The organism is Mucilaginibacter conchicola (assembly GCF_003432115.1).
In the GTDB taxonomy this organism is placed as follows: domain Bacteria; phylum Bacteroidota; class Bacteroidia; order Sphingobacteriales; family Sphingobacteriaceae; genus Mucilaginibacter; species Mucilaginibacter conchicola.
In genome coordinates, this window is record NZ_QWDC01000001.1 from 1,763,145 (window position 1) to 1,788,951 (window position 25,807).

Here is a 25,807-nt window from a genome sequence, read left to right on the forward strand (position 1 = left end):
CAAATTAGGCATTGTTGCCATCAATAACAACAACCCAAACCGATTGATATTATTGTGCTACCAATTGATACCATTGTGCAAATGAGCTTGCGCACCCGCCGTTACCTTAGCATTACCAATTCCAATTAAACCGATCAAAAAATGAGTATCAACAAAAAACCTTCCTTTAAGGATAAGTACGACAATTTTATTGGCGGCAAGTTTGTTCCGCCGGTTAAGGGCGAGTATTTTGACAACATTTCGCCTGTTGATGGCCAGGTGTTCACCAAAGCTGCACGCTCTACCAAAGAGGACGTAGAACTTGCTCTTGATGCTGCCCACGTCGCTTTTGAAAGCTGGGGCAAAACATCTGCCGCTTACCGTGCCGGCCTGCTAAACAAAATAGCCGATACCATCGAAGCTAATTTAGATTACCTGGCCACGGTTGAGGTTATTGATAACGGTAAAGCCATCCGCGAAACCAAAAACGCCGACCTGCCGCTGGTGATAGATCACTTCCGTTACTTTGCCGGTGTTATCCGTGCCGAAGAAGGCGGCATATCTGAGCATGATGAATACACCGTAAGCATTGTATTGAACGAACCATTGGGCGTTGTAGGCCAGATCATCCCATGGAATTTCCCGCTGCTGATGGCTACCTGGAAAATTGCCCCTGCCCTTGCCGCCGGTAACTGTTGTGTGGTAAAGCCTGCCGAGCAAACGCCAACATCTATTATGGTGCTGATGGAGCTGATAGGCGATATCCTGCCTGCAGGTGTGTTGAACATCATCACCGGTTTTGGCCCCGAGGCCGGTAAGCCGCTGGCGTCATCGCCGCGCATTGCCAAAGTATCTTTCACCGGTGAAACCACTACTGGTCGACTGATCATGCAATACGCATCAGAGAACCTTATACCGGTTACCATGGAGCTGGGTGGTAAATCGCCAAATATCTTCTTTGAATCTGTTGCCGATGCAGACGATGAGTTTTTTGATAAAGCTATCGAAGGTGCAGTGTTATTCGCTTTAAACCAGGGCGAGGTTTGTACCTGCCCATCGCGCATTTTGATACAGGAGAGTATTTACGATAAATTTATTGCCCGCGTGATAGAACGCGTTAAAGCCATTAAAATGGGCGACCCGCTTGATGATAGCACCATGATGGGCGCACAGGCATCAAACGACCAGTACGAAAAGATTCAATCGTACCTGAAGATAGGCCGTGATGAAGGTGCCGAGGTGTTAGTTGGCGGCGAGGCTAAAAAACTCGATGGCGACCAAAGCGGCGGCTACTACATACAACCTACCCTGTTTAAAGGCCATAATAAAATGCGCATTTTTCAGGAAGAGATATTTGGCCCGGTTGCCTGCGTAACCACCTTTAAAACGGTTGAAGAAGCCATTGAGATTGCTAACGATACCCTTTACGGTTTAGGTGCCGGTGTGTGGACGCGCGACGCGCACGAAGTTTACCAGGTACCGCGTGCAATACAGGCCGGTCGTGTTTGGGTGAACAATTATCACGCCTACCCTGCGCATGCTCCATTTGGCGGGTATAAAAAATCGGGCTTTGGCCGCGAAAACCATAAGATGATGCTGGGCCATTACCGTCAAACAAAAAACATGTTGATCTCTTACAATAAAAACAAACTGGGTTTCTTTTAACAGAAGCTTAGTGAGCCACAAAGAGCGCAAAGGTTGAGCCCTTTGTTTAATGTCGAAATAAACAAAGGCCTTTGTGTTCTTTGTGGTTAAAAAATGATCAGCATGACAAAAAGAGTATTGGTATCTCCCGAAGCATCAGCTTTAATTGCAGAATTAAAGTTGAGGTTTGGTGAGCTGATGTTTCACCAGAGCGGCGGCTGCTGCGATGGCTCCTCGCCCATGTGTTTTGAAAAGGGTGAGTTTAAGCTCGGCGGTAGCGATGTGAAGCTTGGCGAGATAGACGGCTGCGAATTTTGGATGAGCAAAGACCAGTTTGAGTACTGGCAGCATACCCAGCTAACGGTTACGATAACCAAAGGCCGCGGTTCCAGTTTCTCCATAGAGATACCCACGGGCTATCGGTTCATGATAGACTCGCGGCTGTTTACTGATGATGAATTAAAAGACCTGAAGCCTGTGAGCTTCCTGGAAGAATAAAGTTTTGTGGTTTACAATTTGAGTAAAAGCCTCGGCGCGAAAGTGCCGGGCTTTTTTTGTTTGCAAATTATGTCATTGCGAGAAGCGACAGCGACGTGGCAATCTCGTCGCGTTTAAATGACCGCGATAAGATTGCCACGCTATCACTCGCAATTACACCTTCTTATAAAAAACGGTCATTTCGAACGAGCTACAGCAAGGAGAAATCTTCTATACCATAAGTGCTGCGCGCAGAAGATTTCTCTCTGTCGTTCGAAATGACATGGTGGTTTTGACGTTTCTTACTCAAACTTCCACCTCACAAAAGCCTCAATAGCTTCGTACTCTGCTAAACCGAGCTGGTTATACAAACGCGCCGTTTCCTGCGTGCGTTCTTCTGCACGTACCCAGAACTCGCGGGCATCATCGCCGGGGAATACGGGAACATCTTTTTGAGATTGATGCTTAAATATCGCCATGCGTTTGCGGTAAACTTCTTGCGGCGACAGCGGTACGGCCATTTCTATCTCGTGGATCTCGAACTCGTGCCATGCACCGCGGTACAACCATATCCAGCAGTCTTTTGTCCAGCTTTCGCCGAGGTTGCGCAGGCGGGTAAAAGCTTCAAGGATGATCTCGAAACAAACCTTGTGCGTACCATGCGGGTCGGCAAAGTCACCGGCGGTGAAGATCTGGTGGGGTTTTATATCGCGCAGCAATTGCATGGTTTGCTGTATATCGTCTTCGTATGACACCTCTTTTTGAAACTTGCCGCGGTCGTAGAACGGCAGGTCCATAAAGTGGATGCGCTGGTCGGCAAGACCGGCCAAACGCGCACTCGCAATGGCCTCTCCTTTGCGTATCAAACCTTTAACCGTGCGGATAGGCTCGGTATCGCTTTGGTTGGGTTGCTTGGTCTTCAGAAACTCTACCATGCTCTTGTACAGGTTATCCAGATAGGCGGCATCCTGCGACTGCGAGCGGGCAAAGTCCATAGCAAACTCAACGTAGCGCAGCATCTCATCATCCCAAACGGCGGTATTACCCGATGTTTGGTAGGCCACATGCACTTCATGCCCCTGATCGGCCAGGCGAATGAATGTACCACCCATCGAGATCACATCATCATCAGGATGCGGCGAGAATACAATAGAACGTTTCACTTTTGGCTCCGCACGCTCGGGGCGCTGACTGTCATCGGCACCAAACTTACCGCCCGGCCAGCCGGTAATGGTATGCTGTATGTTGTTGAATATGCTGATGTTGATATTATAAACCGGCCCAAACTCGGTAGCCAATTGTGCCATACCGTTGTTGTTATAGTCAGATTCGGTGAGTTTAAGGATCGGCTTGTTCAGCGTTTTGGCTAACCATACCACCGCTTTTTTGATCAGCACATCATCCCAAACACAATCCTTAACCAGCCATGGCAAGTCAAAACGGGTCAGATCGACAGATGCAGCCTGATCGATAACAAACTCTACGTTATCTGAAGTTTGCAGGTACGTAGCCGGTACATCAGGCGAGATGTTGCCCTCAACAGCCTTTTTGATGATGGATGCTTTTTTACCGCTCCATCCCAACAGGATAATTTCGCGTGCTTTAAATATGGTACCAATACCCATGGTGATAGCCTTTGTAGGCACGTTCTCTTTACCACCAAAATCTTTTGAAGCATCGCGGCGGGTTAGGTCATTCAGAGTAACCAACCGCGTGCCCGAGTTTGGCGCCGAGCCCGGTTCATTAAAACCGATGTGACCGGTACGGCCTATACCCAAAACCTGCACGTCAATACCGCCATAGCTGTTTATCTTTTGCTCATAAGCCAGGCAAAAGGCTGCAATATCCTGCTCGGCCAATGTACCATCCGGGATGTTCACGTTAGCCATATCAATGTCTACATGGTTAAACAGTTGCTCCTTCATAAAACGCACGTAGCTCTGCTCGGCATCGGGCTGCATGGGGTAATACTCATCCAGGTTAAAGGTGACCACATTCTTAAAGCTCAGCCCTTCCTCTTTGTGCAACCTTATCAGCTCTTTATAAACCTTTATGGGCGATACACCTGTAGCCAGGCCTAAAACCGCCTGTTTGCCTTCGGCTTGCTTTTGTTTGATGATGGCGGCAATGCGTTTGGCCACATCAAAACTGGCTTCGCTGTCGTTATCGTAGATCTTGACCGGTACTTTCTCGTAACGGGTTTCTTCTAATAAATTGAGTAGCATTTTCGTATAAATTATGGGGTTGGTTGGGGCATAGTTATCCCATACCACATCAAACCCTGCCTCTTGGGGCAGGGTTAGTGTAGTTGGTTATTTTGTTTCGTTGCCGTTGACTTTAGTCAACGGAATATTAAATGAAAGACATCCGGCTTTAGCCGAAATACTGCTTTGATTGGGCTGAAGCCTCGAAAGGTATTCTTTTAAACCGTCGGCTAAAGCCGACGGCAATGATTTCTCTTCCTCATCAAATAGTTTTAGAATCCGCTATCGTCTAAAGCGAAGGTATTTTTGCGCTCTTTCCACTTGCCTTTTGTAAAGTCTGGGAATTCCTGAGGGGCATTGCCTTCTTTAAGCGATTTTTCTGAAAGCGGGGTGATAACGCTCATGGTTAATGAGTCGTAAACATCAATTGGGGTTTGTTTGCGCTGTTTAATAGCTATTACAAAGGCGTTAAACACAAACCAGTCCATACCACCGTGGCCGGCACCTTCTGCCAGATGTTCGTTCTTTTTCCAAAGCGGGTGGTCATATTTTTCCAGCCATGCATCAGCTTTGTCCCAAACGTCCTCTTTGGCAGATTTTCCTTCGATGTAGATAGAGTTGGCAACATCCATCCAGATACCATCAGTACCCTGCACGCGGAAACCTAACGAGTATGGGCGTGGCAAGTGCACATCATGACTCAGCATTACGGTCTCGCCGTTTGCACAATTGATCATGGTAGTGGTAACGTCGCCGTTTTTGAATTTGATCTTAGCGTTCTTGTTGCCCGGTGATACCTGATCGATATAATGATTTAAACCAACCGATTTGCTTGAGAATGATACCAGGTTAGTGAAACGGTTACCGGCGTTAATATCCAGGTAATGCATTACCGGGCCGGCACCATGCGTTGGGTAAATATCGCCGTCGCGGTCGATATTCCACTGGGTACGCCACTGCGATTCGCCCATGGTGTTGGGGCCAAACTCGCCGCCTTTACCGTAAAAGCTTTTACCATCGTTTAACAAAATACCGCGCAGGTCATGCTGGTAGCCGCCTTCGCAGTGTACCAGTTCGCCAAACAGGTTCTGGCGTACCATATTTAAAACGGCCATTACATCGCGGCGGTAACAAACGTTCTCCAGTGTCATGTAAGGCACTTTGGTTTCTTCGTGTACTTTAAGAATATCCCAGTGATCCTCAACCGAGATACCTGCAATAACCTCGCAGCCTACATATTTGCCGGCGCGCATGGCATCAATCGCCTGCTCTTTGTGAAACTGCCACGGGGTGGCTATAATAACACCATCAATATCTTTACGGGCCAGTAGTTTTTTGTAAGCATCAAGGCCGCCGGTGTACTCGGTTGGCAGTTTCTTTTTTGCTTTTACAAACTGCTCGCGGCAAAATTTAAGCGAGCTTTCCTGTATGTCGCAAATGGCTACGATCTCTACATCATCGCGAAGCAAACCTTCGCTGATGTGGTTACGGCCACGCAGGCCTACGCCAATGTAACCCAGCTTTACCTTATCTGCATTTTTTGCAAATAACAACCCCGAGGGCAAAATGGTTAATCCTGCAATTCCTACAGCGGTGTTCTTAACAAATTCTCTGCGATCCATAATTTTCACGTTTATTGATTGTTGATTTTATAATTGTTCTTATTGTTAAACTGCTTTTGGCCTGCCTACTTTGTGGCCACCGAAAGCATAATATAAAATGATAAGGTATGAAGGGATAAGTATTACGTAAGCATGTGTAGGGTTCAAAGCATCAGCAAGGGCACCATAGCCCAGCGGCACAATAGCACCACCGGCAATCCCCATGATCATGAGCGACGAACCTATTTTGGTAAAGCGTCCCAAACCAGCCAGCGCCATAGGCCATATTGCCGGCCAAACCAATGAGTTAGCCAAACCAAGCAGCGCAACACCCAATACTGAAACATAGCCGTGTGTAAAGATGATGAGTGCGGATAGTATCAAACCTAATCCAGCAGATGACTTCATGGCCGTTTCCTGTGAGAGATATTTAGGGATACATACAATGCCAACTCCGTAACCGATAAGCATACAAGCCAGGGTACATGAGGTAAAGAATTTTGCGGTATCCAGTGGGATGCCTTGCGTATTGGCGTAATTGATAATGGTATCGCCGGCTATTACTTCAACGCCAACATACAGGAACAGCGTGAGTACGCCCAGCAGCAAATGCGGAAACTGGAACACGCTGGTTTTACCGGTATTGGTTGCTGCAGTAGTCTCATCTTCCTGGTCGGTATCAATCTCTGGTAGGCTGGAGTTGTAGATGATTACTGCCAGTATCAACAGAACAACCATTATAACTATATACGGTATGATAACCCTTGATGCCAAAGCATCTAATTCAAGTTTTTTTGCCTCGACTGCCATGGTGGCAATGCGGGCTTTCAGTCCGTCGGCATCTTTGAGGGCGATGGCACCAAGGATGATGGGCGCTAATGCACCGGCTACCTTGTTACAGATACCCATGATACTGATACGCTTAGCAGCACTCTCGGGCGGACCAAGAATAGTGATATACGGGTTTGATGCGGTTTGTAATAAAGCTAAGCCGGATCCCTGGATGAATAATCCCAACAGGAACAATCCATAAAAACGGGTTAACGCTGCAGGGATAAATATCAAGGCTCCAACAGCCATAACCGCCAAACCAACCGACATGCCCTTTTTAAAACCCGTTGCATTTAAGATGCGGGCCGATGGAATAGCCAGTACGAAGTATGATATGTAGAACGCAGTGGTTACCAGGTAAGCTTCCACATTATTAAGCTCACAAGCCAGTTTTAAATATGGGATCAATACCGAGTTTAACCAGGTAATGAACCCGAAAATGAAAAACAACATCCCGATGATGAAGATGGGGCTTAATTTGCTTTTGCGCTCTGTTAACGGAAATTGTACTGCTTGTTCTGCCATGCTTTTAGTTTTTAAATTACCTGTGGACTAAATGTTACTTCTTTGAAAAAGTCTGTAAGATGGAACTCCGGCTCGCCGTTGATGATGTTGTTCCAGCATAAGAAGTGTGGCTGAGGCAAGCCGTCGCCGCACTTGTAAAAGTTAACCTTTGCCCGGCTCTTTTCAAAAGATAATTGCGGATGGAACGTAAATATCTTTTTAGGGATGCTAAGGGTTAGCTCCCATTGGATATTTCCGCTGTCCGTACTTTTCAGCGTGGTTTGGTGTTTGATGGTTTTTAGCAGGCTGGCGGGTACGAATATGCGGTTGTGTTTGCCGCCGCCGTACTGCACCCTGCTGGTACCCATACAATTAAACTCGAGGTTGTAATATTGGGGGTCACCATCAAAAGCAATAAAAAACTCCACACAGCTATCCTCAAAAACCGGATCGTTAAATTTACTGTATTCGGCCTTTATTGCATCCTCGGTAACGTAATATTTAAGATAGATATCATTATTGCCATACGCAATGCTGAATGCCGCCACAGGCCGGTTGCCGCCATTGTGCCATGGTGCAAAGGCCAGTTCGCGGCGTTGGTAGCCGTCCAGCACACGCGAGATATCCTCTGTGGTGTGCAGGTCGTCGAACCCGTTCAGGTATGGTATGGTATTATCGGTTAGCATTAGTATTGTGCAGTTTTGTAGCTGGCCATCTCGTTAAGGATGGTGGCGTTCATCGCTTCGGCATTCTCGTCCAGCATTTTTAGCAGTTGGAACTGTGCGCGGGCACGCTGCAGGTTATGGCCCTCAAACTTGGTTTTAAAGTAAACATCGCCGTTGATATGATCAGTAAGGAAACGTACCGCCTGCATGTACGGCAACAACAGCGCTCCTTTCATTAACGAGTTTACTTCCGCATCCGTTAGGAATTTTGATGCTTCCTGCAGGTAGCCGTTTACGTAGGCATCAAACAGGGGCATGTTCAGCTGGATCTTGTTTAGGTCAGCCTCATCCTCGGTTGAGGTATTGATAATGGTACGGATAGCATCGCCAAAATCATAAGCCACATAGCCGTCCATCACGGTCTCCAGGTCTATCACACACTGCGCTTCGTCGTTCTTATCCAGCAGTACATTGTTAAACTTGGTATCGTTATGGATAACACGCTTAGGCAGGTTCTTCACTTGGTCGCATTGCTGAAAATACTGCATCGATTCGGCATATTTTCTCACTATTTCCAGTTCGTTTTGTACCGATGAAACACGACCGGCTGCATCCTTAGCGATCGCCTCGTTCAGTTGCCTTAAGCGGTGCTGGATGTTGTGAAAGTCAGGGATCACCTCAAACATCTCCCCTGCCGGGATATCAGATAACATAGCCTGAAACCTTCCGAATGCTTTACCGCCTTCGTAAGCCTGCTTCGGTAATTTAACCAGGTCATAACTTTTGGTGTTACCCAGAAAGTAGAACATGCGCCAGTAATTACCGTTACTGTCATTGTAAAAGTACGTGCCCTTATCTGTAGGGATAAGCGTCATCACTTCGGTTAACGGGTCGCCACCGTGGCTGAGTACCTTGCCTTTTAAATGCTCGGTTACACGCTGCATGTTCTCGGTAAGCTTCTCTACGTTGGTGAAAATATTGTGATTAATGCGCTGTAGCAGATAATCGGGACCACCGGCTGCTACATTCCTCAACAGGAAAGTATCATTGATATGCCCCGAACCATAGGCTTTATACGAACCCGCATCCGCAGCACATTTAAAGTGCGATACAACCTCAGCTATGTTTTTAGAACTTTGCATTTATACTTGTTAATATTATTACTCTTATACCTTGATCACACATTAAATAGCCGGGTTTAAACACCGCGGTAGCTTTCAGTTGAACTCCTTATTGTAAATGTGATATTAAATTATTGTTAGCTAAAATGCGCCGGCTTTGTGCCGGCAGCGCCACGGCTTACACAACCGTTTGCATTAGCTACGCAAACGGTTGTGCTATTTTCACGCAAACGGTTGCTTAAATTTCTTTTCATTAATTCCTGATAAGCTCAAACACCGGCAGCCTGTCGGTTGCTACTTCTGTTTTAAGCACTTTAGGGCCTTTTATTTTCTTACCATCGTCGCTTAGCCAGGTGCCTTTTGGCAGGTAGATGGTCTTGCAGTTTTCTTTGGTAATAACCGGCGCCACCAGGTATTTGCTGCCCAGCATAAACTGGCCTTTTACGTCTGCCAGTCCCTGGTTGGGGAACTGGTATTCCATGCTGCGCACAATAGGCTCACCACTTTGTGCCGATGCCTTTGCAAGTTGCAATATGTATGGTGTGTATTTAGCCCTTAAAGCCACCGCCTTTTTAACTGCTGCAAGATGTTGTTTGGATAATACGCGCCATGGCGCTACCGAGAACTGCATCATCGGCATCAAAGCCGCACTTTGCGCCGAGCGCACTATCAGTTGTTCATCCAGTTTATCTTCGCCGATGAAGGAACCAAACTCGCCGCCGCCTATCATATCCGGGCAGGTAAACTGGTAGCCTAATAAACCGGCAGTGGTAATGTGCGGGATGAGTTTCTGCAGATCAACCCAGGTATGTTGCTTATCGCGCAGGCGCTCCACTAACGGTTCGCCGCCCATTTTCCACATGGCGCGGTACTCGTTCAGCGGGAAGCTGAGGCCTATCTCTCCCCACAAACGGCTGTGCTCGTTAGGTGTTGCTTTTTTGTATGATAAGCCGCTTGCCGGATAAAAATCAGCATCGCCGGCATCAAGTTTAAAACCATCCAGGTGATAGGTTTTCACCATATAATTCAGCCTGCCGGTAAACCATTCTTTGGCCTGCGGGTTGGTAAAATCCAGCACTGAGCTGTAACCATTCCACCATGAGATAATGGCAGGTTTATCAGCTTTGTCCCAGGCCAGGTTTGCATTGCCGCCGTTATCAAATAACAACAGGCGTTTGGCCAGCAATTCGCGGTAAACCTCGGTATCAGGCGATACAAACGGACTCACCCAAAGCATCACCTTAAAGCCCATGGTATGCAGGCTGTCGATCATTGCCGTAGCATTGGTGAACCTATCGGCACGGAAATCGAACCTGCCGTAGTAATCGGCCCAGTTATCATCTATCATCAGCACACCTGGGGGGAAACCGTTATCGATTATTGCTTTTGCGTAACTGATGATATCTTTTTGGTTTTGGTTATAAACCAGCTCTATCCAGGTATTGTACTGCGGTTTGGCAAACAGCAAAGTATCGGGCAGCTTTCCTTTTGAGGGAAAGTACCGTTTAGCCGCCAGTTTAAATGCGCTTTGCAGATCTTTAGCCGATGAATCGATCACCAGCGCTGCATGTGTTTCGCTGACGGTAAGTTTACCTGCACTAACCGAGAACTTGAACGGCTCTTCGCTCCAGATAAAACGGCCTTTGGTTGATACCAGTAAAGGCGCTGCCTGGTTCCCGCGGGTATCGCCATAAAGGTTAAGGCTGTAGCCATCGGCAAAGGGCATCAGGTGAGCATCATTCACTGCGCCGCCAAACCATTTTTCGCCGGGTTTAATGGCAATGGTTTGCGCGCTGAGGTTTGATGTTACAAAGCTTAAAACGAACAGTAATGCTATTTTGAAGGCCTTATTCATTTATGGCAGATCAGTTTACTTTTATGGTATGATTTAAATTATTGTAGCCGGTTGTAGCTTCCCAAACATCGTTGTTAGCTAAACGGATGCTGAACTCGGGCTTGGTAGCAATGCTTGCATAAGCATCGGGCAGGTTCAGCAGCATTTCGTAATCTCCTGCAGGCAGGTCGGCCGGTATGTTCACCGATTCGGTGATCTGGTTAAGGCCGCTGTACCATTTACGGATATCTGTAGTTAGGTCAATAGATCTTACTTCTTTGGTTGCCTTGTTGCGCAGCACCAGTTTCACTGTACGTTTGTTATATGGTGAGGCATAGCCCTTATTATTGATGTTAAGGGTAATGGTCATGGCCGAGTTGCGTACCACATTATCAGGCAGAGATGCGCTTTGCAGCACAAAACGGTAACCCAGGTTGCGTTTAATGTTATCCATACAACCGCCATCCTGCCAATCGTTATTTACATCAGTATTGTAATGGGCGTTAATAAAGCTGTAGTGCAGTGATGAAAACTCAGCCTGTGCCTGGCCCCCCGGTTCGCAATCATTGGTTGGGCTGTAGCCGTCAGAACAGGTTTCGCCGCCAACAACCACAAATTTGCTATCGGCCTTAAAGTAATCTTTCAGGGTATTCAGCACCGAGCCATCAGAGGCGCGCGGAGTTGAGCTGTTACCGTAATCCTCATAGGTGCCAAAATCATTAGAGCTTGCCAGGAAACAATCGTTATGGTAACCCAGGCGGGCAATGTCGCTCTCGTTAAATGCCTGTCCTTCTGTTAAAGCAGCGGATGTGATCAGCGCGTTTACACCGTAGATGTAGCGTTGCTTCAATTGCGGGTAACGTAACTGTACCATACGGTCGGCAGGTACGGCATCAAGCATGGCTTTAATCACCTCTATCCTGTCGCGCCAGTTGGCATCAAGCAGTTTACCCTGTGAAGCATTTTGTGATGCATCGCCAAAGAAATCGCTGTAATACTGTTCGCCCCAAACACCTATGAAACCTAATTGTACACAGGCAATTACATCGGCATTATCATGCAATACAGGTTTAAGCTGCGCAATGTGGTCAAGGATGATGTTCTTTGGCGCATCGCCATAAAGCGGACAAATAAATCCTTCGGGACAATTACCCGGTTTAGCTGTCGCTGTATAAACAAAGCGAGGGATAAGTTTAACACCAGCTTCGCGGGCAGCGGCAAAATCTTTTTTCAGGTTATCCAGGAAAGTGCTTTTTATAGGCTGGTTAACTACATCATCCAAAATATAATAACGGAACACCAGAGTGCTTAACACGCTGTAATTAGCACTTTGGATAGCCTGTAATGAGCGGTAGCCTTTCAGTTCACTGGCAGAAAGTACTTCGTAGTTACTTGAGTGTACCTCTGAGTAACGGTAAAAACCGCGTTCGGGGTTAGGGAAATCTTCGGCACTTTCGGTATAGGTAACGTTTACCTTTTCTACCTTTACCAGGTTAGCTTCTTTATCTTTACACGATGAAGACAGCAGCGTAAAGGCCAGCATAAGGCCCAGGCAGTATCCCGTTAATATTTTTATCATTGTTTTAAGGGTTTAAAGTTTAAAAAAGATGCCCCGTTTGTACAGCCAGTAACACAATCCCCACTCCAGTACCAACGTTGCCAGGGCCGATACCACTGCGGCTATCTGCGCAGGCACGCCTAAGAACATATTGAGCATTTGCCCGCTAAAAATGCTTACCGCATGGTTAACCCATTGCACACCAACCGTTTCAAAAAACAGGTAAATAAATATGGCATTCATACCCACGACTGTAGCTATCCAGGCGTAGCGGGTGTTTTGCTTTACATCTATCAGCCAGTAAACTGCGGCCAGTATCAGCAACACCCACCCTACCGATGCAAAGGCGAACGAGCTTGTGCTGATGCGTTTGATGATTGGTGTTACACCGCTCAGATCCAAGCCAAAGCCAATTACCAAAGCGATTACCCCGACAATTACCAGCGTGCTTATTTTTTGTGCCGATGTTTTGTTTGAGATAAGCAGTTTACCTGCCAGTACACCCCAAATGGTGTGCGCAGCCGTTGGGATGCAGTTGATGGTTACCCATCCGTCGCTGTTTATTTTGCCCATTAGCAGGGTATCGGTGTATGAGCCAAAGTTGTGGCCTTCAACAAAAGGCTGATCGAAACCCGGTACCAGTATGGTGCGGTAAAGGATCTCGGTAAGGACCAGCAAACCCACACCAAATGCGATCTGGAAAGTGTAAGAACGATTGATGATGAGATAAGCCACTATGGTAGTGAACGATAATTGTGTAAGCACGTTCCACAACTCCCAAACCGGCTTGCCGGCATACACACAGTGCAGTGCCACACCGCAGATAAACAGTTTTAAACTGCGGATAAGGATATGTTTGAAGTTATCGCCCCAGCCGCTGCCTTTTGCCAGTTTGCGGCTAAATGAAATATACATCGCGGCGCCGGCCATGAACATAAACGCAGGCTGCACTAAATCCCAGAAACGCAGCCCGTGCCATGGATGGTGAAAAAACTGCATGATCAACCCGCCTTCCGGCTCGGGGTTGTACAAGTGCCTGATGGACTCATAAACTGCGCAGCTTTCGCCGCAAAGCAGTATCATGATGATGCCGCGCATCACATCAAGCGATACAAGGCGGCCCGTGGCCAGTTGATCTGCAGTGCTGTTCTTTACCATAAAGCGCCGGATGTATATTATTAATCAGGGGGTGTAATTCAAATCAAATATTATTCGCTCATGTCTAAGAAATAGCTTGGGCCACCATCATCAGGTGCGCTGCCCAGGCCAACAGACCAGTCGCTTTTTGTAACCTGGATACCAAAGCGCGCGCCGCTGCCGGTAAGGCCTTTTAGCTTGCCGCGTGCTATACGCATCTCAAATTTCAGTATGCCACCTTCTTCTTTTACTGTACCTACAGTGTAGGCATCAGCAATTGATTGCTGCGCGAAAGAGAATGCCTGCTGGGTTGCGCCATTGTGGTAGAAAATATCTACACCGGCAACAAATAATTGACCTTCAAGCAATATATCATAACCACCATCGGTGAATGTGCCTGTTGCCAAACCGGTGCCGGGGTTGTTATCAGAATCGATGTAGAAATCGAAGATGGTACCGTCAGATTTTTTGGCAGCTATCTCTCCGTACACATAAATATAGTTACCATCGTAATCCATTTTTACGGCTCTGAAGATGCCTTTTTTAGATCCTAAAGGCAGTACATCTTTAGTAACTGCATCCCAATCGGCCAGTGAATTATCGTTGATCTTAACCGGTGATGTTTTGGCTATACGTAAAACCGTAGATGATTCGGTGGTTTTGCCGTTAACGGATGCTACCAGTGTTGGCACGTATTTGCCTTTACCAGGGTAGGTATGCGTAGGCGCTGCATCGGTTGATGTGGTACCATCGCCAAAATCCCATTTATAGCCGGTTACACCTTTGGTTGTTACTTTAAAACTTGCCGTAGCGCCATCTACCACCACGTCATAAGCCAGGTCGGTTTGGGGTACGTAGTCCTTCTTACAAGAACTTATGCTGATGCCCAGCAGCGTAGTGCAGAACAGGGCGGTTGCTTTAATTTTTTTCATATCAGTACAGTTTATATTACTTGATGATATACTTATTGATTATGGGTTTTGGGTTGCCTTTTTGTTGCTCAATATCTCATCAATAGGGATGTAATAAATTGTGCGTGGGTTGGTGTAAGGCACCGTTAAATTAGCGTAACCTGTAGGCTTCTTAGGCAGATCGATATCTGTTTCTTTTAAACCCGTGATATGGTAACCCCAGTAAGTTTTATCTAAAGTGCGTTTGTTGCGGAACACATCGTAAGTGCGGTGACCTTCAAAGGCCATCTCAATGCGTTTCTCATCCAATACCACATCTAAAGCTGTTTTACCCGCAGGCACTACTTTGTTGTACAATGAACCTTCCAAACCACGGTTTTTGCGGATCATATCCACATCATCAAGCGCAGCAGCAGTTGCATTGGTTTTAGCTTCGGCCTCGGCACGGATCAAGTACATCTCTGCCAGGCGGAACATAATAGGTGAGCTTAAGTTAGGCAAACCATCCTGGAACGAAAATTTGCTAATGTAGTACATCTCGATACCGTTCTTTTTCTGCACCGTACCCGATCCGTCTTTTGATGGTACGATGTATGACCAGCGTACATCCTCAGGGTGGGCACCCATCAGGTCGCGCAATGATGATGAGGCATACTCCTCGCCCCAGCCCGAGTTACCGTCTGAGTAGATCATTGATGCGATTGAACCAAATTTACCGTAATCATCTGCCTGGGTAAATGCCACACAGAAAATAGTTTCAGAAGCAGTTTTTGCATTAGCAAACAAGCTTGGGTAATTAGCTTTCGTAGCCAGTGTGAACTTGCCTGAGCCGATCACTTTATTAGCCCACTCAATTGCTTTTGCGTTATCTTCTTTGTAAATATTTACACGAGCCAGTAATGACCATGCTGCCTCTTGCGACGCATATTGTACACCGCGGCTTTGGGTCATCAGGGTGGCAGCTTTTTCACTGTCGGCAATAACCGCATCATAAACCTCTTTTACGGTTGAGCGGGCTTTTTGCGCTTCGTCGGTTAGGTTGGTACGCAGGATGATGCCCGGAGAATTAGGATCAACGCTGTATGGTTTACCAAATAACCTTACCAGGTTAAAGTGGCAAAATGCGCGCAGAAAATAACACTCGCCCAATAACTGGTTGGTGGTAGCATCTGTTTTTCCCGATTTTTCGATAGCATCTATCACCGTATTTACACCGGTAATAATCTTGTATGATACATACCAGTAATACCTGGTATTGCTTTGCGATGGCGAGTGGCCAAGGCTAAAGCTGTAATACAATGGGTCGGTAGTTACCTGACCGCATACAATATCATCGCTGGCAAAATCGCTGAGGTGATAAAACTGGCGCAGGTACATGTTATTGTTATCAACGGTACCGTTAAATTCAATATGGTCTTTTAACAATGCGTAGGCACCGTTAAGGGCATTGGTTAAACCATCAGTAGTGGTAGTGATGGTACCTGTGCTAATGGCGTCGCTGGGGTTAACGTTTAAGTTTTTACAGCTGCTTGCAGCAACCATAGCGAGTGTTAGCAGGGCGAAAAATTTATTTTTCATAATATTATATCTTATCAGGATGCAACCTGCTTAAAAATTAAAGTTAACTGTTAACAAATACTGGCGATTGTTTGGATACTTAAAATCTGACACGCCTGGAGTGGCAAAGCTACCCGGTTGGATAGTTGTCTGCGGATCCTGACCCAGGAAGTTGGAGAACGTTGCCACGTTATCAGCAGTTACACCCACGCTTATGCCATCCATACTGATGCTTCTTGCCCATTGTTTTGGCAGGTTGTACGAGAAAGCGATGTTACGGATGGTGAAGTAGCTGCCATCTTTTAAGTAACGGGTTGATGTTTCGGTTGAATTAGCAGAGTTTTGCGGGCTTGGCTCTGTTGCTTGCGTATCGCCCGGGCCACTCCATACTTTAGCACCATCAGGAAGTTTGATCTGATTGTAATATGGTTCGTGCCCATCGTTCATCATAAACCTTAGGTTATTGCTAAACACTTTATTACCGTAGTTAAAGTAAGTGCTCACCCTTAAGTTGAAGTTTTTATAACGGAAGCTGTTGTTAAAACCACCCTGGAACTTAGGCAGCGCCGAACCTACCTCTTGCGTTGTAGCTTGTGCGTAGTCTGATGTTTTTTCGCGGGCTACAGCTTTACCATTGTTATCGTAAATAATCTTTTCCCAAACCGGCGCGCCTGTTTGTGCATCAACACCTAACCATTTTGGCATGTAGAACTCGTACAGGTTACCACCGTTGCGGTAGATCTGCGAGATGCTCCATGAACCGGTTTTAACAATATCTGCCGGCAGGCCGTAAATTTTATTGTTGTTAAAGTTGATGTTGAAATCTGTGTTCCACTCAAAATCCTTGTTACGAATGTTGGCCGAGCTGATACCAAACTCGATACCTTTATTGATCACGTTACCCGCATTTTCCCACTTGGTCTCGAAACCCACTGACAGCGGCTGTGATACCTGCAGCAACAGGTTTTTGGTATCGTTGCGATACACATCGATAGCAAGAGTTAAACGGTTATTGAATAAACCTATATCGGCACCAACGTTAACCTGGTGTTTGCTCTCCCAGGTAAGGGTTGGGCTGGCCAATTGGTAAGGTACTGCACCTACCAGGCCATTGTATTGAGTAGTTAGCGAGAACAAACCTAAGTAGCGTGATGCGCCTATATCCTGCGTACCGGTAACACCATAGCTGGCCCTTAATTTAAGGTTGTTAAGCACACTGTTGCCCGCAAGGAAATCCTCGTTGCTTACTAACCATGCTCCTGATACCGATGGGAAGGTACCGTATTGCTTGGTTGGCGCAAATGCCGATGAACCATCATAGCGTACGGATGCCGACAAGAAATATTTTTCTTTGTAATTGTAGTTAACCTGCGATAGTAATGATTGCAGATAAGCTTTATTGAAAGCACCATTTACCAGTTGGTTATTTGATACTACGTTAAGCACGCGCAACCCTTCCGGCAAACCTTTACCCGATGCACCTGAGTATTCGTTGTTGCTGCCTTCAAACGCGGCACCTGCAAAACCGCTGATGTCATGGTCGCCAAGTTTAAAGTTGAATTTTAATAACTGGTTGGATACGATACCGTAGTTAAGGGTATTCAATTCATCCAGGTAACCTGTACCGTGATAGGTACCTGCTGCAGTTGGCGATACGTAGTTGGTGCCTTTGTTAAAGCCTGCGGCTACCCTGTTGGTACTGGCAAAAGTTAACCAATCGGTAATGCGATAATTGATACCGAGGTCATAGTTAAGGTCGAACCCTTTGTAGCTATGGTCAGAGTTTTGGATAGTGTTAATTGGGTTGATCTTATCTCTTGACCACCATTTAAAAGTTGAATTACCATCAACATAAATAGCGTTTCCATTGGCGTCATAAGGGTTATCCCACGGCATATTCAGGAAAGAGTAATACACATCCATATAATCATAACTCTTACCCATGTTACCGCTTAAGTTGATATTGTTGGTGATATCCAACTTTTTAGAAAAATGGTAAGTTGAGTTTGCGCGTAAGTTAATGCGCTGATAGTTGGTATTTAAGAAAGTACCTTTCTCGTTGTAGTAAGATGCACCCACATAGTAATCGTTCTTCTCAGTTTTACCACTTGCTGATAGGTAGAAGTTGAACATCGGTGCAGCTTTGAACGATTGCTTTGGCCAGTTGTAATCCTGGTTACGTAATGATAGCGGGCGCTCTGAGTAGAACTTAGCTAAGTCAATTTTGTAGGTATTATCGGTTGCGCCTACAATATAGTCACGGTAAAATTCTTTTTGGTAATCATACAGCTCATTGCTGTTCATTACGTTTAGTTTACCAAAATCTGCCGTGCGGAAACCACTTGCAACTTTCGCCTCAAATTTGGTTTGGCCTTGTTTAGCTTTTTTGGTAGTAACGATGATAACACCCGCGTTAGCCTGCGAACCGTATAATGCAGTTGATGCCGCATCTTTCAAAACAGTTACGCTTTCCACATCGTTAGGGTCGTAATTACCACCGATGATACCATCTACCACAAAAAGCGGGCTTTGGTTAGCGTTTACTGATGATACACCACGCAGCCTTATCTCGGGGTTAGCGCCCGGCACACCACTGCTGTTCACTACCTGTAAACCGGCTACCTTACCTTGCAGCATGGTACCCACATTGTTTGCGGTAACGTCTTTAAGTTTGTTGGCGTTTACTACGGTAACGGCACTGGTTAGCTCGCTTTGTTTTTTGCTGCTGTAACCTACAACAACAACATCGTTAAGTTGCTGTATATCTTCGGCAAGTGATACCTGCACGCCGGTTTGGCCGGCAGTTACCTCAACCTGTTTTGCAACAAAGCCCACAAAGCTTACAACTAATGTTGATTTGCCTGCGGGCACATTTACTGTAAAGTCGCCGTTTACGTTGGTCATGGCGCCGTTTGAAGATCCTTTTACCGAGACACTTACACCTGGTAATGGAAGATTATCCTTGGCGGATAATACGCGCCCCGTAACCTTTGCAGTTTGAGCAAAACCTTGCAAAGAGACCAACAGAACGCAACAACAGATGAGTAGAAGTTTTCTGATCATATTGTGACGATTAGTTAAATAGTTTAGTAGAGTTTTAGTACGATTGATTGCTTATTTGTAAAAGTGAAGTAAAATTACTGTTAACAAAAGGCCATGACTTTGGCCTGACAGTTACGCAACCGTTTGCATAGATTACGCAACCGTTTGCGCAATCGCAACGCAACCGTTTGCGTAATTTGCGTAAACTGCATTTATAAACAGATTATTATTAGCCCGTTACGCATTTGCGGCGTTTAAAAATTTGCGTAAAAAGCTCTTGAGGGATAATTTATTTGGAACGGGAGTACTCTACCATCTCAGAATCGATGATATGTTGCAGCAGGGGCATCTCTATTGGGTTAGCAGATGTTGCGTTATTGATGAGCCTGAACAGGAACTCAGCTGCCATTGATGATTGCTTGTAGGCAAACTGCTCAATAGACGCCAGCGGCACGCTGTCCATATATTCCCAGATGGGCAGGTTGGCAAAACTGATGAAGCTGATATCTTTGTTAACTTCTAAACCGGCAGCTTTTACAGCCGCTATACAATCCAGCAGAACGTAATCGTTAAATACGATAACCGCGGTAGGTGGTTCAGGAAGTGAAATGAGTTTGTTTATGGCCTTCAGGTTATCGGCCTTGGTGAGCGTAGTAGAAACAATGATATCCTGATCCATCGGCAGGTTATTCTCTTTCAAACATCTAAAGTAGATCTCCAGCCTCTGTAGCGTGGCAGCCAGTTTAGCCGGTCCATTGATGAGCCCTATACGGGTATGCCCCATCCCTACAAGTTTGGTAACCGCCTGCAGCATGCCTGCCACCAGGTTACAGGCTACGTAGTTAATATCCTTACGGCTGGGTACACGGTCAAAGAAAACTACGGGAATATTGTATTTCTTAAGGCTATCAAAATGTTCGTATGTAGAGGTGTCTTTGGTAAGCGATACCAGCACGCCGTCAACGCGGTGGTCTTTCATGTTCTCTACAATCTTTTTCTCGCGCTCAAAGTTGTCTAATGATTGCCCGATGATCACGTTATAGTTGCTGGCTTCGGCAGCATCCTCAACCCCGGTAAGCGCGGCAGAGAAAAATGGTTCGGCCAGGTCGGGAATGATAACGCCTATGGTATAGGTTTTACGCTCTTTAAAGTAGATGGCCATTTTGTTGGCCTCGTAACCCAGTTCTTCGGCTACCTTGCGCACCCGCATGGTAGTTACCAAACCAATACTTGGATGATCATGCAACGCCCGCGATACGGTAGATGCAGATACGTTTAACCGCTTGGCTATCTCCTTAATGGTAGGTAATTTGTTTTTCGACATTAATCAGGGTCAGTAACTGAAATAGCTAAATTAGTATTTAAACATTACTTATTGTAAAGCCTGTTGTATTTCGGATTTGATTCAGCATATTCTACTAATACCGAATCGCCAACTTTAAGTTCGGGATCTTTTGTGTCACCTTTAAACACTTCACTGTTTAGTGTAAATTTATAAGAATATGAAAAAGTATGTGATACCGGGCTATTACCCAAAAAGTTTTTCTCATCAATCACAACTGCTTTTATTGTAGTCGATTTCGTGTCAATCGCTTTATCTGAAAGACTACCGACTACCGTCTTATATCCGATATAACCCAAAAATATGATAAGTATGAAATAAATGTTGTATCTCTTTAATCTCATTATTTGCGACAATTAATTCAAGCTCTCTAAAGATAACCTTAGTTAAATACAGCAATGCACTTAGCTAAATTAGTATTTAAATTTGTTAAGGCGGTAATTGGCGGGCACATTTAACAGATACACGGGCTTAAAAACCTGTTTACTTTTGATGGGTAGCTCCTAAAATGTTTTGGCTAAAGCCAATTAACCTTTCCTTTTCTTCCGTCCCATGAATGGGACAGCAATTAATAGACTTTGACAGTTCATTGCCGTCGGCTTTAGCCAACGGCCAACCACACAAAACACAAACGGCCCCACAAAAAGCGGGGCCGTTTTATATAATAGAATAGATAATGTACAATTAAATGGCTTGCAAAGCAGGATTGTAAACTAACCTATAGCTTATTTGCTTTTGGCAAGGCTCAACCATTTCAGCAATTGGGATCTCCAGTATATTGCAGATCTCCATTAACCTGGCCAGGGTAAGCTTTGAGTAACCCAGCTCAATTTTTGAGTAGGCGTTTTGCGAAACGTTCATCCGCATAGCCAGGTAATCCTGGGTGTAGTTGCGGCGTTCGCGGGCAAGCCTTATGTTTGTTACAATCTCATTTACCCTGTTTTTTATGCTGTTTTTCATTTGTTTGGCATTGGTATTTAAATAACTAACGAGAATAAAATCATGACGGATTTATTCTTTTTTAAATCATTTAAGAATGATAAAAATCAGGGGGGAGGATATTCGGTATCGGGCTGAGAATGTTAAATTGTTTATGCCTACGATAAACTAACAACTATCGCCAAACTAAAAAGTTTTAACTCATTAAAAAACAGAGCGTTTTGGAATAAATATTAATAGTTGATGCCAACAATTTGTCGTTTTTGCGTTTATAGCATTATGTCACAGGTTATCACACGTTTCAGCATCCTAAGCTTCCTTTGCTTATGCCTTGGTTTGGCGGCAAACGCACAAACAAAAAAGCCCGATACCGTTTCAACAGGGGTTTATATTACCAGTATCCACGATATCAATTTTAAAGATAAAGAGTACAACGTAAACATGTGGCTTTGGCTAAAGTACAAGAACAAGGATTTCGACTTTTTGCATAACCTTGAAGTACCGCAGGCCAAAACGGTTTCTACCTCTTTCTCTACTGTCGACTCGAGCGATAACCGTGTTTATCTACTCATGAAACTACAGGCCACCATGAAAGATTCATGGGCTACCAATAATTTCCCGTTTGATAAGCAAAAGCTGCGTTTTTCTATCGAAAATTCGCAGTTTGAAACCAAATCACTGGTATTTAAGGCCGATACAATAGGCCAGCACTTCGACCCAAGGTTTACCCTGCGGGGATGGAACATCGATAGCATTGATATATCAACCGGCGTAAAAAAGTATGAAACCGCCTTTGGCGATGCAAGCGCTGCCAAACCACATACCGAATACAGCAACTTTAAAGTGATTTTAACTATCAGCCGCGATGCGATGGGCCTGTTCTGGAAAATGTTCCTTGGGATGTACGTAGCCTTCCTTATCGCCTTTATGTGTTTCTTTATCCACTCAGATAGTATCGACTCGCGCTTTGGTCTGGGTGTAGGTGCCCTGTTTGCTGTGGTGGGTAATAAGTATATTGTAGATGCTTCGCTGCCAGAATCGAGCACCTTTACGCTGGTGGATATGCTTCACGGCATTACGCTGATGTTTATCCTTTTAACCATTGTTTGTACATCGTACTCGCTTATACTGGTAAAGCGCGATGATTTCCAGAAAGCCAAAAAGTTTGATCTTACCTGCGCTAAAGTTATACCTGTTTTATACATATTGTTAAATGCCTGGTTTATATTTCAGGCTACACGCGGTTAGGCAACTGCTTTCTTAACCTTGCTTACAACGGCAAGTGTAAACGCACCTGCACTAAAGGCAAAGGCTTCAAAAACGCTTACTATTTCGTTACCATAACCGCTACGCGGATCGGCGAAGGCACGTGGCAAGTGCAGAAATACGGCCCATATCAATACCATAATACCTAATAAGCGCGCAGCCAGCCGGCGCTTAACATTGATGGCTATCGCCAGCCCCGCTGCAAACAAAGCCACGCCTGTAAGATAAACCCATAAAACCGTTTTGCCGAATACCAAGGGGATAAGGTTTTTTACAAAATCTGCATACATAAAATGCATCACCCCGAAAACCATCATGGTAAGTGCCAGAAGATACGGCCCTGCAGAGATCAGCTTAGCCATCCAATGCGGCTCACCGCGAGGCACCACAGCCGATGCCACAATAAGCGAGCAGCCGCTTAAGGCGATCAGTTTAAATACATTGGTCATGTTGCCAAAAAAGAATGGTGTTAACTTTAGCTGGAAAGGCAAGTGTGAAAGCACACAAAGCGCCAGGAACACTGCTCCAAGGTCTATAGCCGCATTGTGTGATAATTTGTCTGTCAACATTAGTCCTGCAAGCACCAGCAGGAATATACTACCGGTCCACACCGCCGGTACAGACATTACCAGCGAATCGGGCCAGGGTAATATCACGGGCATATAAACAGACAGGATCAATTGTTGTAAAGCTATCCCGATAATGGATAAAGCAAATAACAGCCGCCATGGCTTTGCAGCATCTTTCATGATAAGTTAAATTGGTTAAGCAATATACAAATAACCAATTCATAGCCAATACTTAGCGATGCTTCTTTTCGCCGGTATAAAGGGTCTCGCCTGCATTCACTTTTATCGGCAAATAGTTTTCTCTTGGGGGCATTGGGCATTGGTAACCATCGCTGTAAGCGCAATATGGGTTGTAGGCCTTGTTAAAATCTATCTCCACTTTACCGTTTCTGATGTCTGTTGTCTGCAGGTCAATGTACCGGCCGCCGGTATAAGTGGTTTCAGAATTGGTATCATCTGTAAAAGGTAAGAACAAATAATTAGCCAAAGCCGGCGACTGCATCAAGGCAATACTGCGGTAAATATTCAGCTGATAAGGCTTTCCTTGCAGCGTAAACTTCACTTTTGCAAAACGCATATAGGTTTGGGTAGTACCGCTGAAGGTAGGCATCTGGAAATTAGCCTCGCCCGGTGTTATCTCCACATCAGCCACTACCCTGTAGGTACTGTCGGCATTAAAAAAGTGCAGGTTGGGAAGATCTTCTTTTTTTAAGGGAGAATGTGCATCGCTCAAAAAATCGGCTTTATAACGGTCGCGGTGCGCGGCTATCCGTTCGGTATATGTTTGTGCCGAAGTGTTTAAACCGGCAAGGCAAAGAAGCAAAAGAAGGTATCTCATAGGCCAAAAGTACTGATTGTCGTTTTAATAAGTTTCTAATAATTTTCTAAGAACTTTTTAATTTTTATCCATACTTAATCTAAATAAAGATATATTTGCCGGCAAATTTTCCTTATGCAGTTAAAAAAATTTACGCTCGTTATATTTTTATTTTCAGCGTTTTATGTAAGTAAAGTATCCGCGCAGGTACTCACCCAGGAAGACTCATTATCGGCCGGGTTAATTAACAAGCAGCAAGCCACTGTTATCTCCGGTTACGGCGAGGCCAAATACGGAATTGACACCAAACGCAAAAGTGCCGAAGCCAGTCTTAAGCGTGTGGTTTTGTTCCTTGGCCATAAATTCAACAACAAAATTTCATTATTTACCGAGTTAGAGGTTGAAGATGCATTGGTATCACAATCTGGCGAGGGTGTTGCCGGTAAAGGCGGCGTATCGCTCGAGCAGGCATTTTTAAAATTCAACCTAAATCCTAACACATACCTGGTAGCGGGTTTAATTGTACCGCGTATTGGTATCATCAACGAAAACCACCTGCCTACCACCTTCAACGGCGTTGATCGTCCTTTTTTGGAAGAGCAATTAATTCCTTCAACCTGGCGCGAGGTTGGTGTTGGCCTTTACGGGCAGTTCACCCAAATACCCGGCCTTAACTACAGTTTAGCGGTAACCAACGGATTAAACTCTGAAGGCTTTAGCAGCGATGGCGGTATTACCGGCGGCAGGCAATTAGGCCAGGCCAGCAACGGCATGAACCTTGGCGTAACCGGCGCCCTGCTTTACTATGTAGGCGATTTCAGGATCCAGGCATCAGGCTATATTGGTGGCTCTACAGCAAAAGAACAACGCGTTGCAGATAGCCTTCAACTTAACTCGGGCCCATTTGGTAACCCCGTTAGCTTGGGCGAGATGAACGTACAGTATAACAAATCGGGCTTTGCAGTACGCGCCCTGGGTACCATCATCAACATCAAAAATGCATCGGCCATTAACCGTGCTTTTGCCAATAACACCCCCGAGCAAATGTATGGCGGTTACGGCGAGTTAGCTTATGACCTGCTTTACCCTACCCATAAAGGCGAAAAGGCATTTGTGATCTTTGGCCGGTATGAGTATATCAACCTGAGTGCAAAAGTGCCCTCAAATGGGTTGCAGAATAATGCAAACGAGAAGCAGTATATAGTAGGCGGTTTTACCTATAAACCCATCCGTGGCATAGCCATAAAGGCCGATTATGTTCGCCGCATAACGGGCGAGTTTAACCAGGCGCTTATTGTAACGCCTTTCCCTCAGCAGATACCATATTTCAAAAACAACGGCTTTGTTAACCTGGGCGTAGCCTATAATTTTTAAGCAGATGAGTACACGCAGAAGCTTTATCAAATCGGGATGTGCGGCATGTTTATTAACAGCTTCGGGCATGTCATTTCTCGAATCGTGTTCAACCCCACTACCCATGGTAAAAGCCACCGGCTCAAAACCCGGCCAGGTTGAAGTGCCTTTGAGCAGCTTTACCACAGGTAATATGCTGGTAGTGCGCAATAAACAATTAGAGTACGATGTACTGCTGATAAAAAAAGAGCAAAGCTACAAAGCCCTTTATATGCGCTGCACACACGAGGGGGTTGGCCTTACGGCTGCCGCCAATAAAATATTTTGCAGTGCGCACGGCAGCGTGTTTGACCTGGATGGCAACGTGGTAAAAGAGCCCGCCCTGCGCCCGTTAAAAACTTACTCTACAGAGGTAGTTAATGATCAGATAATTATTCATTTAACATAAACCCACAT

Annotated in this window: 21 protein-coding genes; 5 read left to right on the forward strand and 16 right to left on the reverse strand. The window is 45.5% G+C overall.

The window, feature by feature from the left end; translation table 11 throughout:
* Window positions 1-141: 141 nt before the first annotated feature.
* Window positions 142-1,644 carry an aldehyde dehydrogenase family protein gene (locus tag D0C36_RS07910; RefSeq protein ID WP_117390999.1) on the forward strand — a complete coding sequence of 501 codons (1,503 nt, stop codon included), beginning with the start codon at window positions 142-144 and terminating at the stop codon, window positions 1,642-1,644.
* Between the two features lie 102 nt (window positions 1,645-1,746).
* Entirely contained in the window at window positions 1,747-2,121 is a 375-nt protein-coding gene (locus tag D0C36_RS07915; protein WP_117391401.1) for a DUF779 domain-containing protein, read from the forward strand.
* 281 nt (window positions 2,122-2,402) lie between these two features.
* On the opposite strand, the gene nagB is transcribed toward D0C36_RS07915, so the two are convergent.
* The 14 genes from nagB to D0C36_RS07985 all read right to left on the reverse strand — a co-directional run bounded on the left by nagB (window position 2,403) and on the right by D0C36_RS07985 (window position 21,367).
* Window positions 2,403-4,325 (reverse strand): glucosamine-6-phosphate deaminase, encoded by a 1,923-nt coding sequence (nagB, locus tag D0C36_RS07920; protein ID WP_117391000.1) that lies wholly within the window; start codon window positions 4,323-4,325, stop codon window positions 2,403-2,405.
* 251 nt (window positions 4,326-4,576) lie between these two features.
* On the reverse strand, window positions 4,577-5,926 hold the full coding sequence (locus D0C36_RS07925; protein ID WP_117391001.1) for a Gfo/Idh/MocA family protein: 1,350 nt from the start codon (window positions 5,924-5,926) through the stop codon (window positions 4,577-4,579).
* Window positions 5,927-5,971: 45 nt separating this feature from the next.
* Window positions 5,972-7,261, reverse strand: a complete 1,290-nt coding sequence (locus D0C36_RS07930) for a sugar MFS transporter (RefSeq protein ID WP_117391002.1) — start codon at window positions 7,259-7,261, stop codon at window positions 5,972-5,974.
* A gap of 11 nt (window positions 7,262-7,272) precedes the next feature.
* The gene (locus tag D0C36_RS07935; RefSeq protein ID WP_117391003.1) at window positions 7,273-7,926 is read right to left on the reverse strand and encodes a carbohydrate-binding family 9-like protein; all 654 of its coding nucleotides are present in this window, start codon (window positions 7,924-7,926) and stop codon (window positions 7,273-7,275) included.
* Window positions 7,926-9,047, reverse strand: a complete 1,122-nt coding sequence (locus D0C36_RS07940; RefSeq protein WP_117391004.1) for a phosphotransferase enzyme family protein — start codon at window positions 9,045-9,047, stop codon at window positions 7,926-7,928. The genes D0C36_RS07935 and D0C36_RS07940 overlap by 1 nt, the downstream gene beginning before the upstream one ends.
* Window positions 9,048-9,279: 232 nt before the next feature.
* Window positions 9,280-10,881, reverse strand: a complete 1,602-nt coding sequence (locus D0C36_RS07945) for a glycoside hydrolase family 31 protein (protein ID WP_117391005.1) — start codon at window positions 10,879-10,881, stop codon at window positions 9,280-9,282.
* Window positions 10,882-10,891: 10 nt separating this feature from the next.
* Window positions 10,892-12,439: a DUF4832 domain-containing protein gene (locus tag D0C36_RS07950; RefSeq protein ID WP_117391006.1), complete on the reverse strand. Its 1,548-nt coding sequence runs from the start codon at window positions 12,437-12,439 to the stop codon at window positions 10,892-10,894.
* 12 nt (window positions 12,440-12,451) lie between these two features.
* Window positions 12,452-13,576 (reverse strand): acyltransferase family protein, encoded by a 1,125-nt coding sequence (locus D0C36_RS07955; protein WP_117391007.1) that lies wholly within the window; start codon window positions 13,574-13,576, stop codon window positions 12,452-12,454.
* A gap of 50 nt (window positions 13,577-13,626) precedes the next feature.
* Entirely contained in the window at window positions 13,627-14,487 is an 861-nt protein-coding gene (locus D0C36_RS07960) for a PKD domain-containing protein (protein ID WP_117391008.1), read from the reverse strand.
* Window positions 14,488-14,526: 39 nt separating this feature from the next.
* A complete protein-coding gene (locus tag D0C36_RS07965; RefSeq protein ID WP_117391009.1) occupies window positions 14,527-16,044 on the reverse strand; it encodes a RagB/SusD family nutrient uptake outer membrane protein in 1,518 nt (505 codons plus the stop codon).
* Window positions 16,045-16,074: 30 nt separating this feature from the next.
* Window positions 16,075-19,086, reverse strand: a complete 3,012-nt coding sequence (locus D0C36_RS07970; protein ID WP_233524447.1) for a SusC/RagA family TonB-linked outer membrane protein — start codon at window positions 19,084-19,086, stop codon at window positions 16,075-16,077.
* 268 nt (window positions 19,087-19,354) lie between these two features.
* On the reverse strand, window positions 19,355-20,389 hold the full coding sequence (locus D0C36_RS07975; protein ID WP_117391011.1) for a LacI family DNA-binding transcriptional regulator: 1,035 nt from the start codon (window positions 20,387-20,389) through the stop codon (window positions 19,355-19,357).
* 44 nt (window positions 20,390-20,433) lie between these two features.
* Window positions 20,434-20,706: a hypothetical protein gene (locus tag D0C36_RS07980; RefSeq protein ID WP_158557091.1), complete on the reverse strand. Its 273-nt coding sequence runs from the start codon at window positions 20,704-20,706 to the stop codon at window positions 20,434-20,436.
* A gap of 385 nt (window positions 20,707-21,091) precedes the next feature.
* Entirely contained in the window at window positions 21,092-21,367 is a 276-nt protein-coding gene (locus D0C36_RS07985; RefSeq protein ID WP_117391013.1) for a helix-turn-helix domain-containing protein, read from the reverse strand.
* Between the two features lie 258 nt (window positions 21,368-21,625).
* Here D0C36_RS07985 and D0C36_RS07990 point away from each other — a divergent pair, with 258 nt between their 5' ends.
* A complete protein-coding gene (locus tag D0C36_RS07990) occupies window positions 21,626-22,594 on the forward strand; it encodes a ligand-gated ion channel (RefSeq protein ID WP_117391014.1) in 969 nt (322 codons plus the stop codon).
* Here the strand turns inward: D0C36_RS07990 and D0C36_RS07995 are convergent.
* Entirely contained in the window at window positions 22,591-23,361 is a 771-nt protein-coding gene (locus D0C36_RS07995) for a DoxX family protein (protein WP_117391015.1), read from the reverse strand. The two genes, D0C36_RS07990 and D0C36_RS07995, sit on opposite strands and share 4 nt — an antisense overlap.
* A 52-nt stretch (window positions 23,362-23,413) precedes the next feature.
* Window positions 23,414-24,019, reverse strand: coding sequence for a DUF1684 domain-containing protein (locus D0C36_RS08000; RefSeq protein ID WP_117391016.1), 606 nt, complete (start codon window positions 24,017-24,019; stop codon window positions 23,414-23,416).
* Between the two features lie 114 nt (window positions 24,020-24,133).
* Here D0C36_RS08000 and D0C36_RS08005 point away from each other — a divergent pair, with 114 nt between their 5' ends.
* Both D0C36_RS08005 and D0C36_RS08010 read left to right on the forward strand, forming a co-directional pair.
* The gene (locus D0C36_RS08005; protein WP_117391017.1) at window positions 24,134-25,372 is read left to right on the forward strand and encodes a hypothetical protein; all 1,239 of its coding nucleotides are present in this window, start codon (window positions 24,134-24,136) and stop codon (window positions 25,370-25,372) included.
* Between the two features lie 4 nt (window positions 25,373-25,376).
* Window positions 25,377-25,799: a QcrA and Rieske domain-containing protein gene (locus tag D0C36_RS08010; protein ID WP_117391018.1), complete on the forward strand. Its 423-nt coding sequence runs from the start codon at window positions 25,377-25,379 to the stop codon at window positions 25,797-25,799.
* Window positions 25,800-25,807: the final 8 nt, after the last annotated feature.

Coding starts and splice junctions, on each gene's coding strand:
- D0C36_RS07910 (WP_117390999.1), top strand. CDS start 142: ATGAGTATCAACAAAAAACCTTCCTTTAAGGATAAGTACGACAATTTT.
- D0C36_RS07915 (WP_117391401.1), top strand. CDS start 1,747: ATGACAAAAAGAGTATTGGTATCTCCCGAAGCATCAGCTTTAATTGCA.
- nagB (WP_117391000.1), bottom strand. CDS start 4,325: ATGCTACTCAATTTATTAGAAGAAACCCGTTACGAGAAAGTACCGGTC.
- D0C36_RS07925 (WP_117391001.1), bottom strand. CDS start 5,926: ATGGATCGCAGAGAATTTGTTAAGAACACCGCTGTAGGAATTGCAGGA.
- D0C36_RS07930 (WP_117391002.1), bottom strand. CDS start 7,261: ATGGCAGAACAAGCAGTACAATTTCCGTTAACAGAGCGCAAAAGCAAA.
- D0C36_RS07935 (WP_117391003.1), bottom strand. CDS start 7,926: ATGCTAACCGATAATACCATACCATACCTGAACGGGTTCGACGACCTG.
- D0C36_RS07940 (WP_117391004.1), bottom strand. CDS start 9,047: ATGCAAAGTTCTAAAAACATAGCTGAGGTTGTATCGCACTTTAAATGT.
- D0C36_RS07945 (WP_117391005.1), bottom strand. CDS start 10,881: ATGAATAAGGCCTTCAAAATAGCATTACTGTTCGTTTTAAGCTTTGTA.
- D0C36_RS07950 (WP_117391006.1), bottom strand. CDS start 12,439: ATGATAAAAATATTAACGGGATACTGCCTGGGCCTTATGCTGGCCTTT.
- D0C36_RS07955 (WP_117391007.1), bottom strand. CDS start 13,576: ATGGTAAAGAACAGCACTGCAGATCAACTGGCCACGGGCCGCCTTGTA.
- D0C36_RS07960 (WP_117391008.1), bottom strand. CDS start 14,487: ATGAAAAAAATTAAAGCAACCGCCCTGTTCTGCACTACGCTGCTGGGC.
- D0C36_RS07965 (WP_117391009.1), bottom strand. CDS start 16,044: ATGAAAAATAAATTTTTCGCCCTGCTAACACTCGCTATGGTTGCTGCA.
- D0C36_RS07970 (WP_233524447.1), bottom strand. CDS start 19,086: ATGATCAGAAAACTTCTACTCATCTGTTGTTGCGTTCTGTTGGTCTCT.
- D0C36_RS07975 (WP_117391011.1), bottom strand. CDS start 20,389: ATGTCGAAAAACAAATTACCTACCATTAAGGAGATAGCCAAGCGGTTA.
- D0C36_RS07985 (WP_117391013.1), bottom strand. CDS start 21,367: ATGAAAAACAGCATAAAAAACAGGGTAAATGAGATTGTAACAAACATA.
- D0C36_RS07990 (WP_117391014.1), top strand. CDS start 21,626: ATGTCACAGGTTATCACACGTTTCAGCATCCTAAGCTTCCTTTGCTTA.
- D0C36_RS07995 (WP_117391015.1), bottom strand. CDS start 23,361: ATGAAAGATGCTGCAAAGCCATGGCGGCTGTTATTTGCTTTATCCATT.
- D0C36_RS08000 (WP_117391016.1), bottom strand. CDS start 24,019: ATGAGATACCTTCTTTTGCTTCTTTGCCTTGCCGGTTTAAACACTTCG.
- D0C36_RS08005 (WP_117391017.1), top strand. CDS start 24,134: ATGCAGTTAAAAAAATTTACGCTCGTTATATTTTTATTTTCAGCGTTT.
- D0C36_RS08010 (WP_117391018.1), top strand. CDS start 25,377: ATGAGTACACGCAGAAGCTTTATCAAATCGGGATGTGCGGCATGTTTA.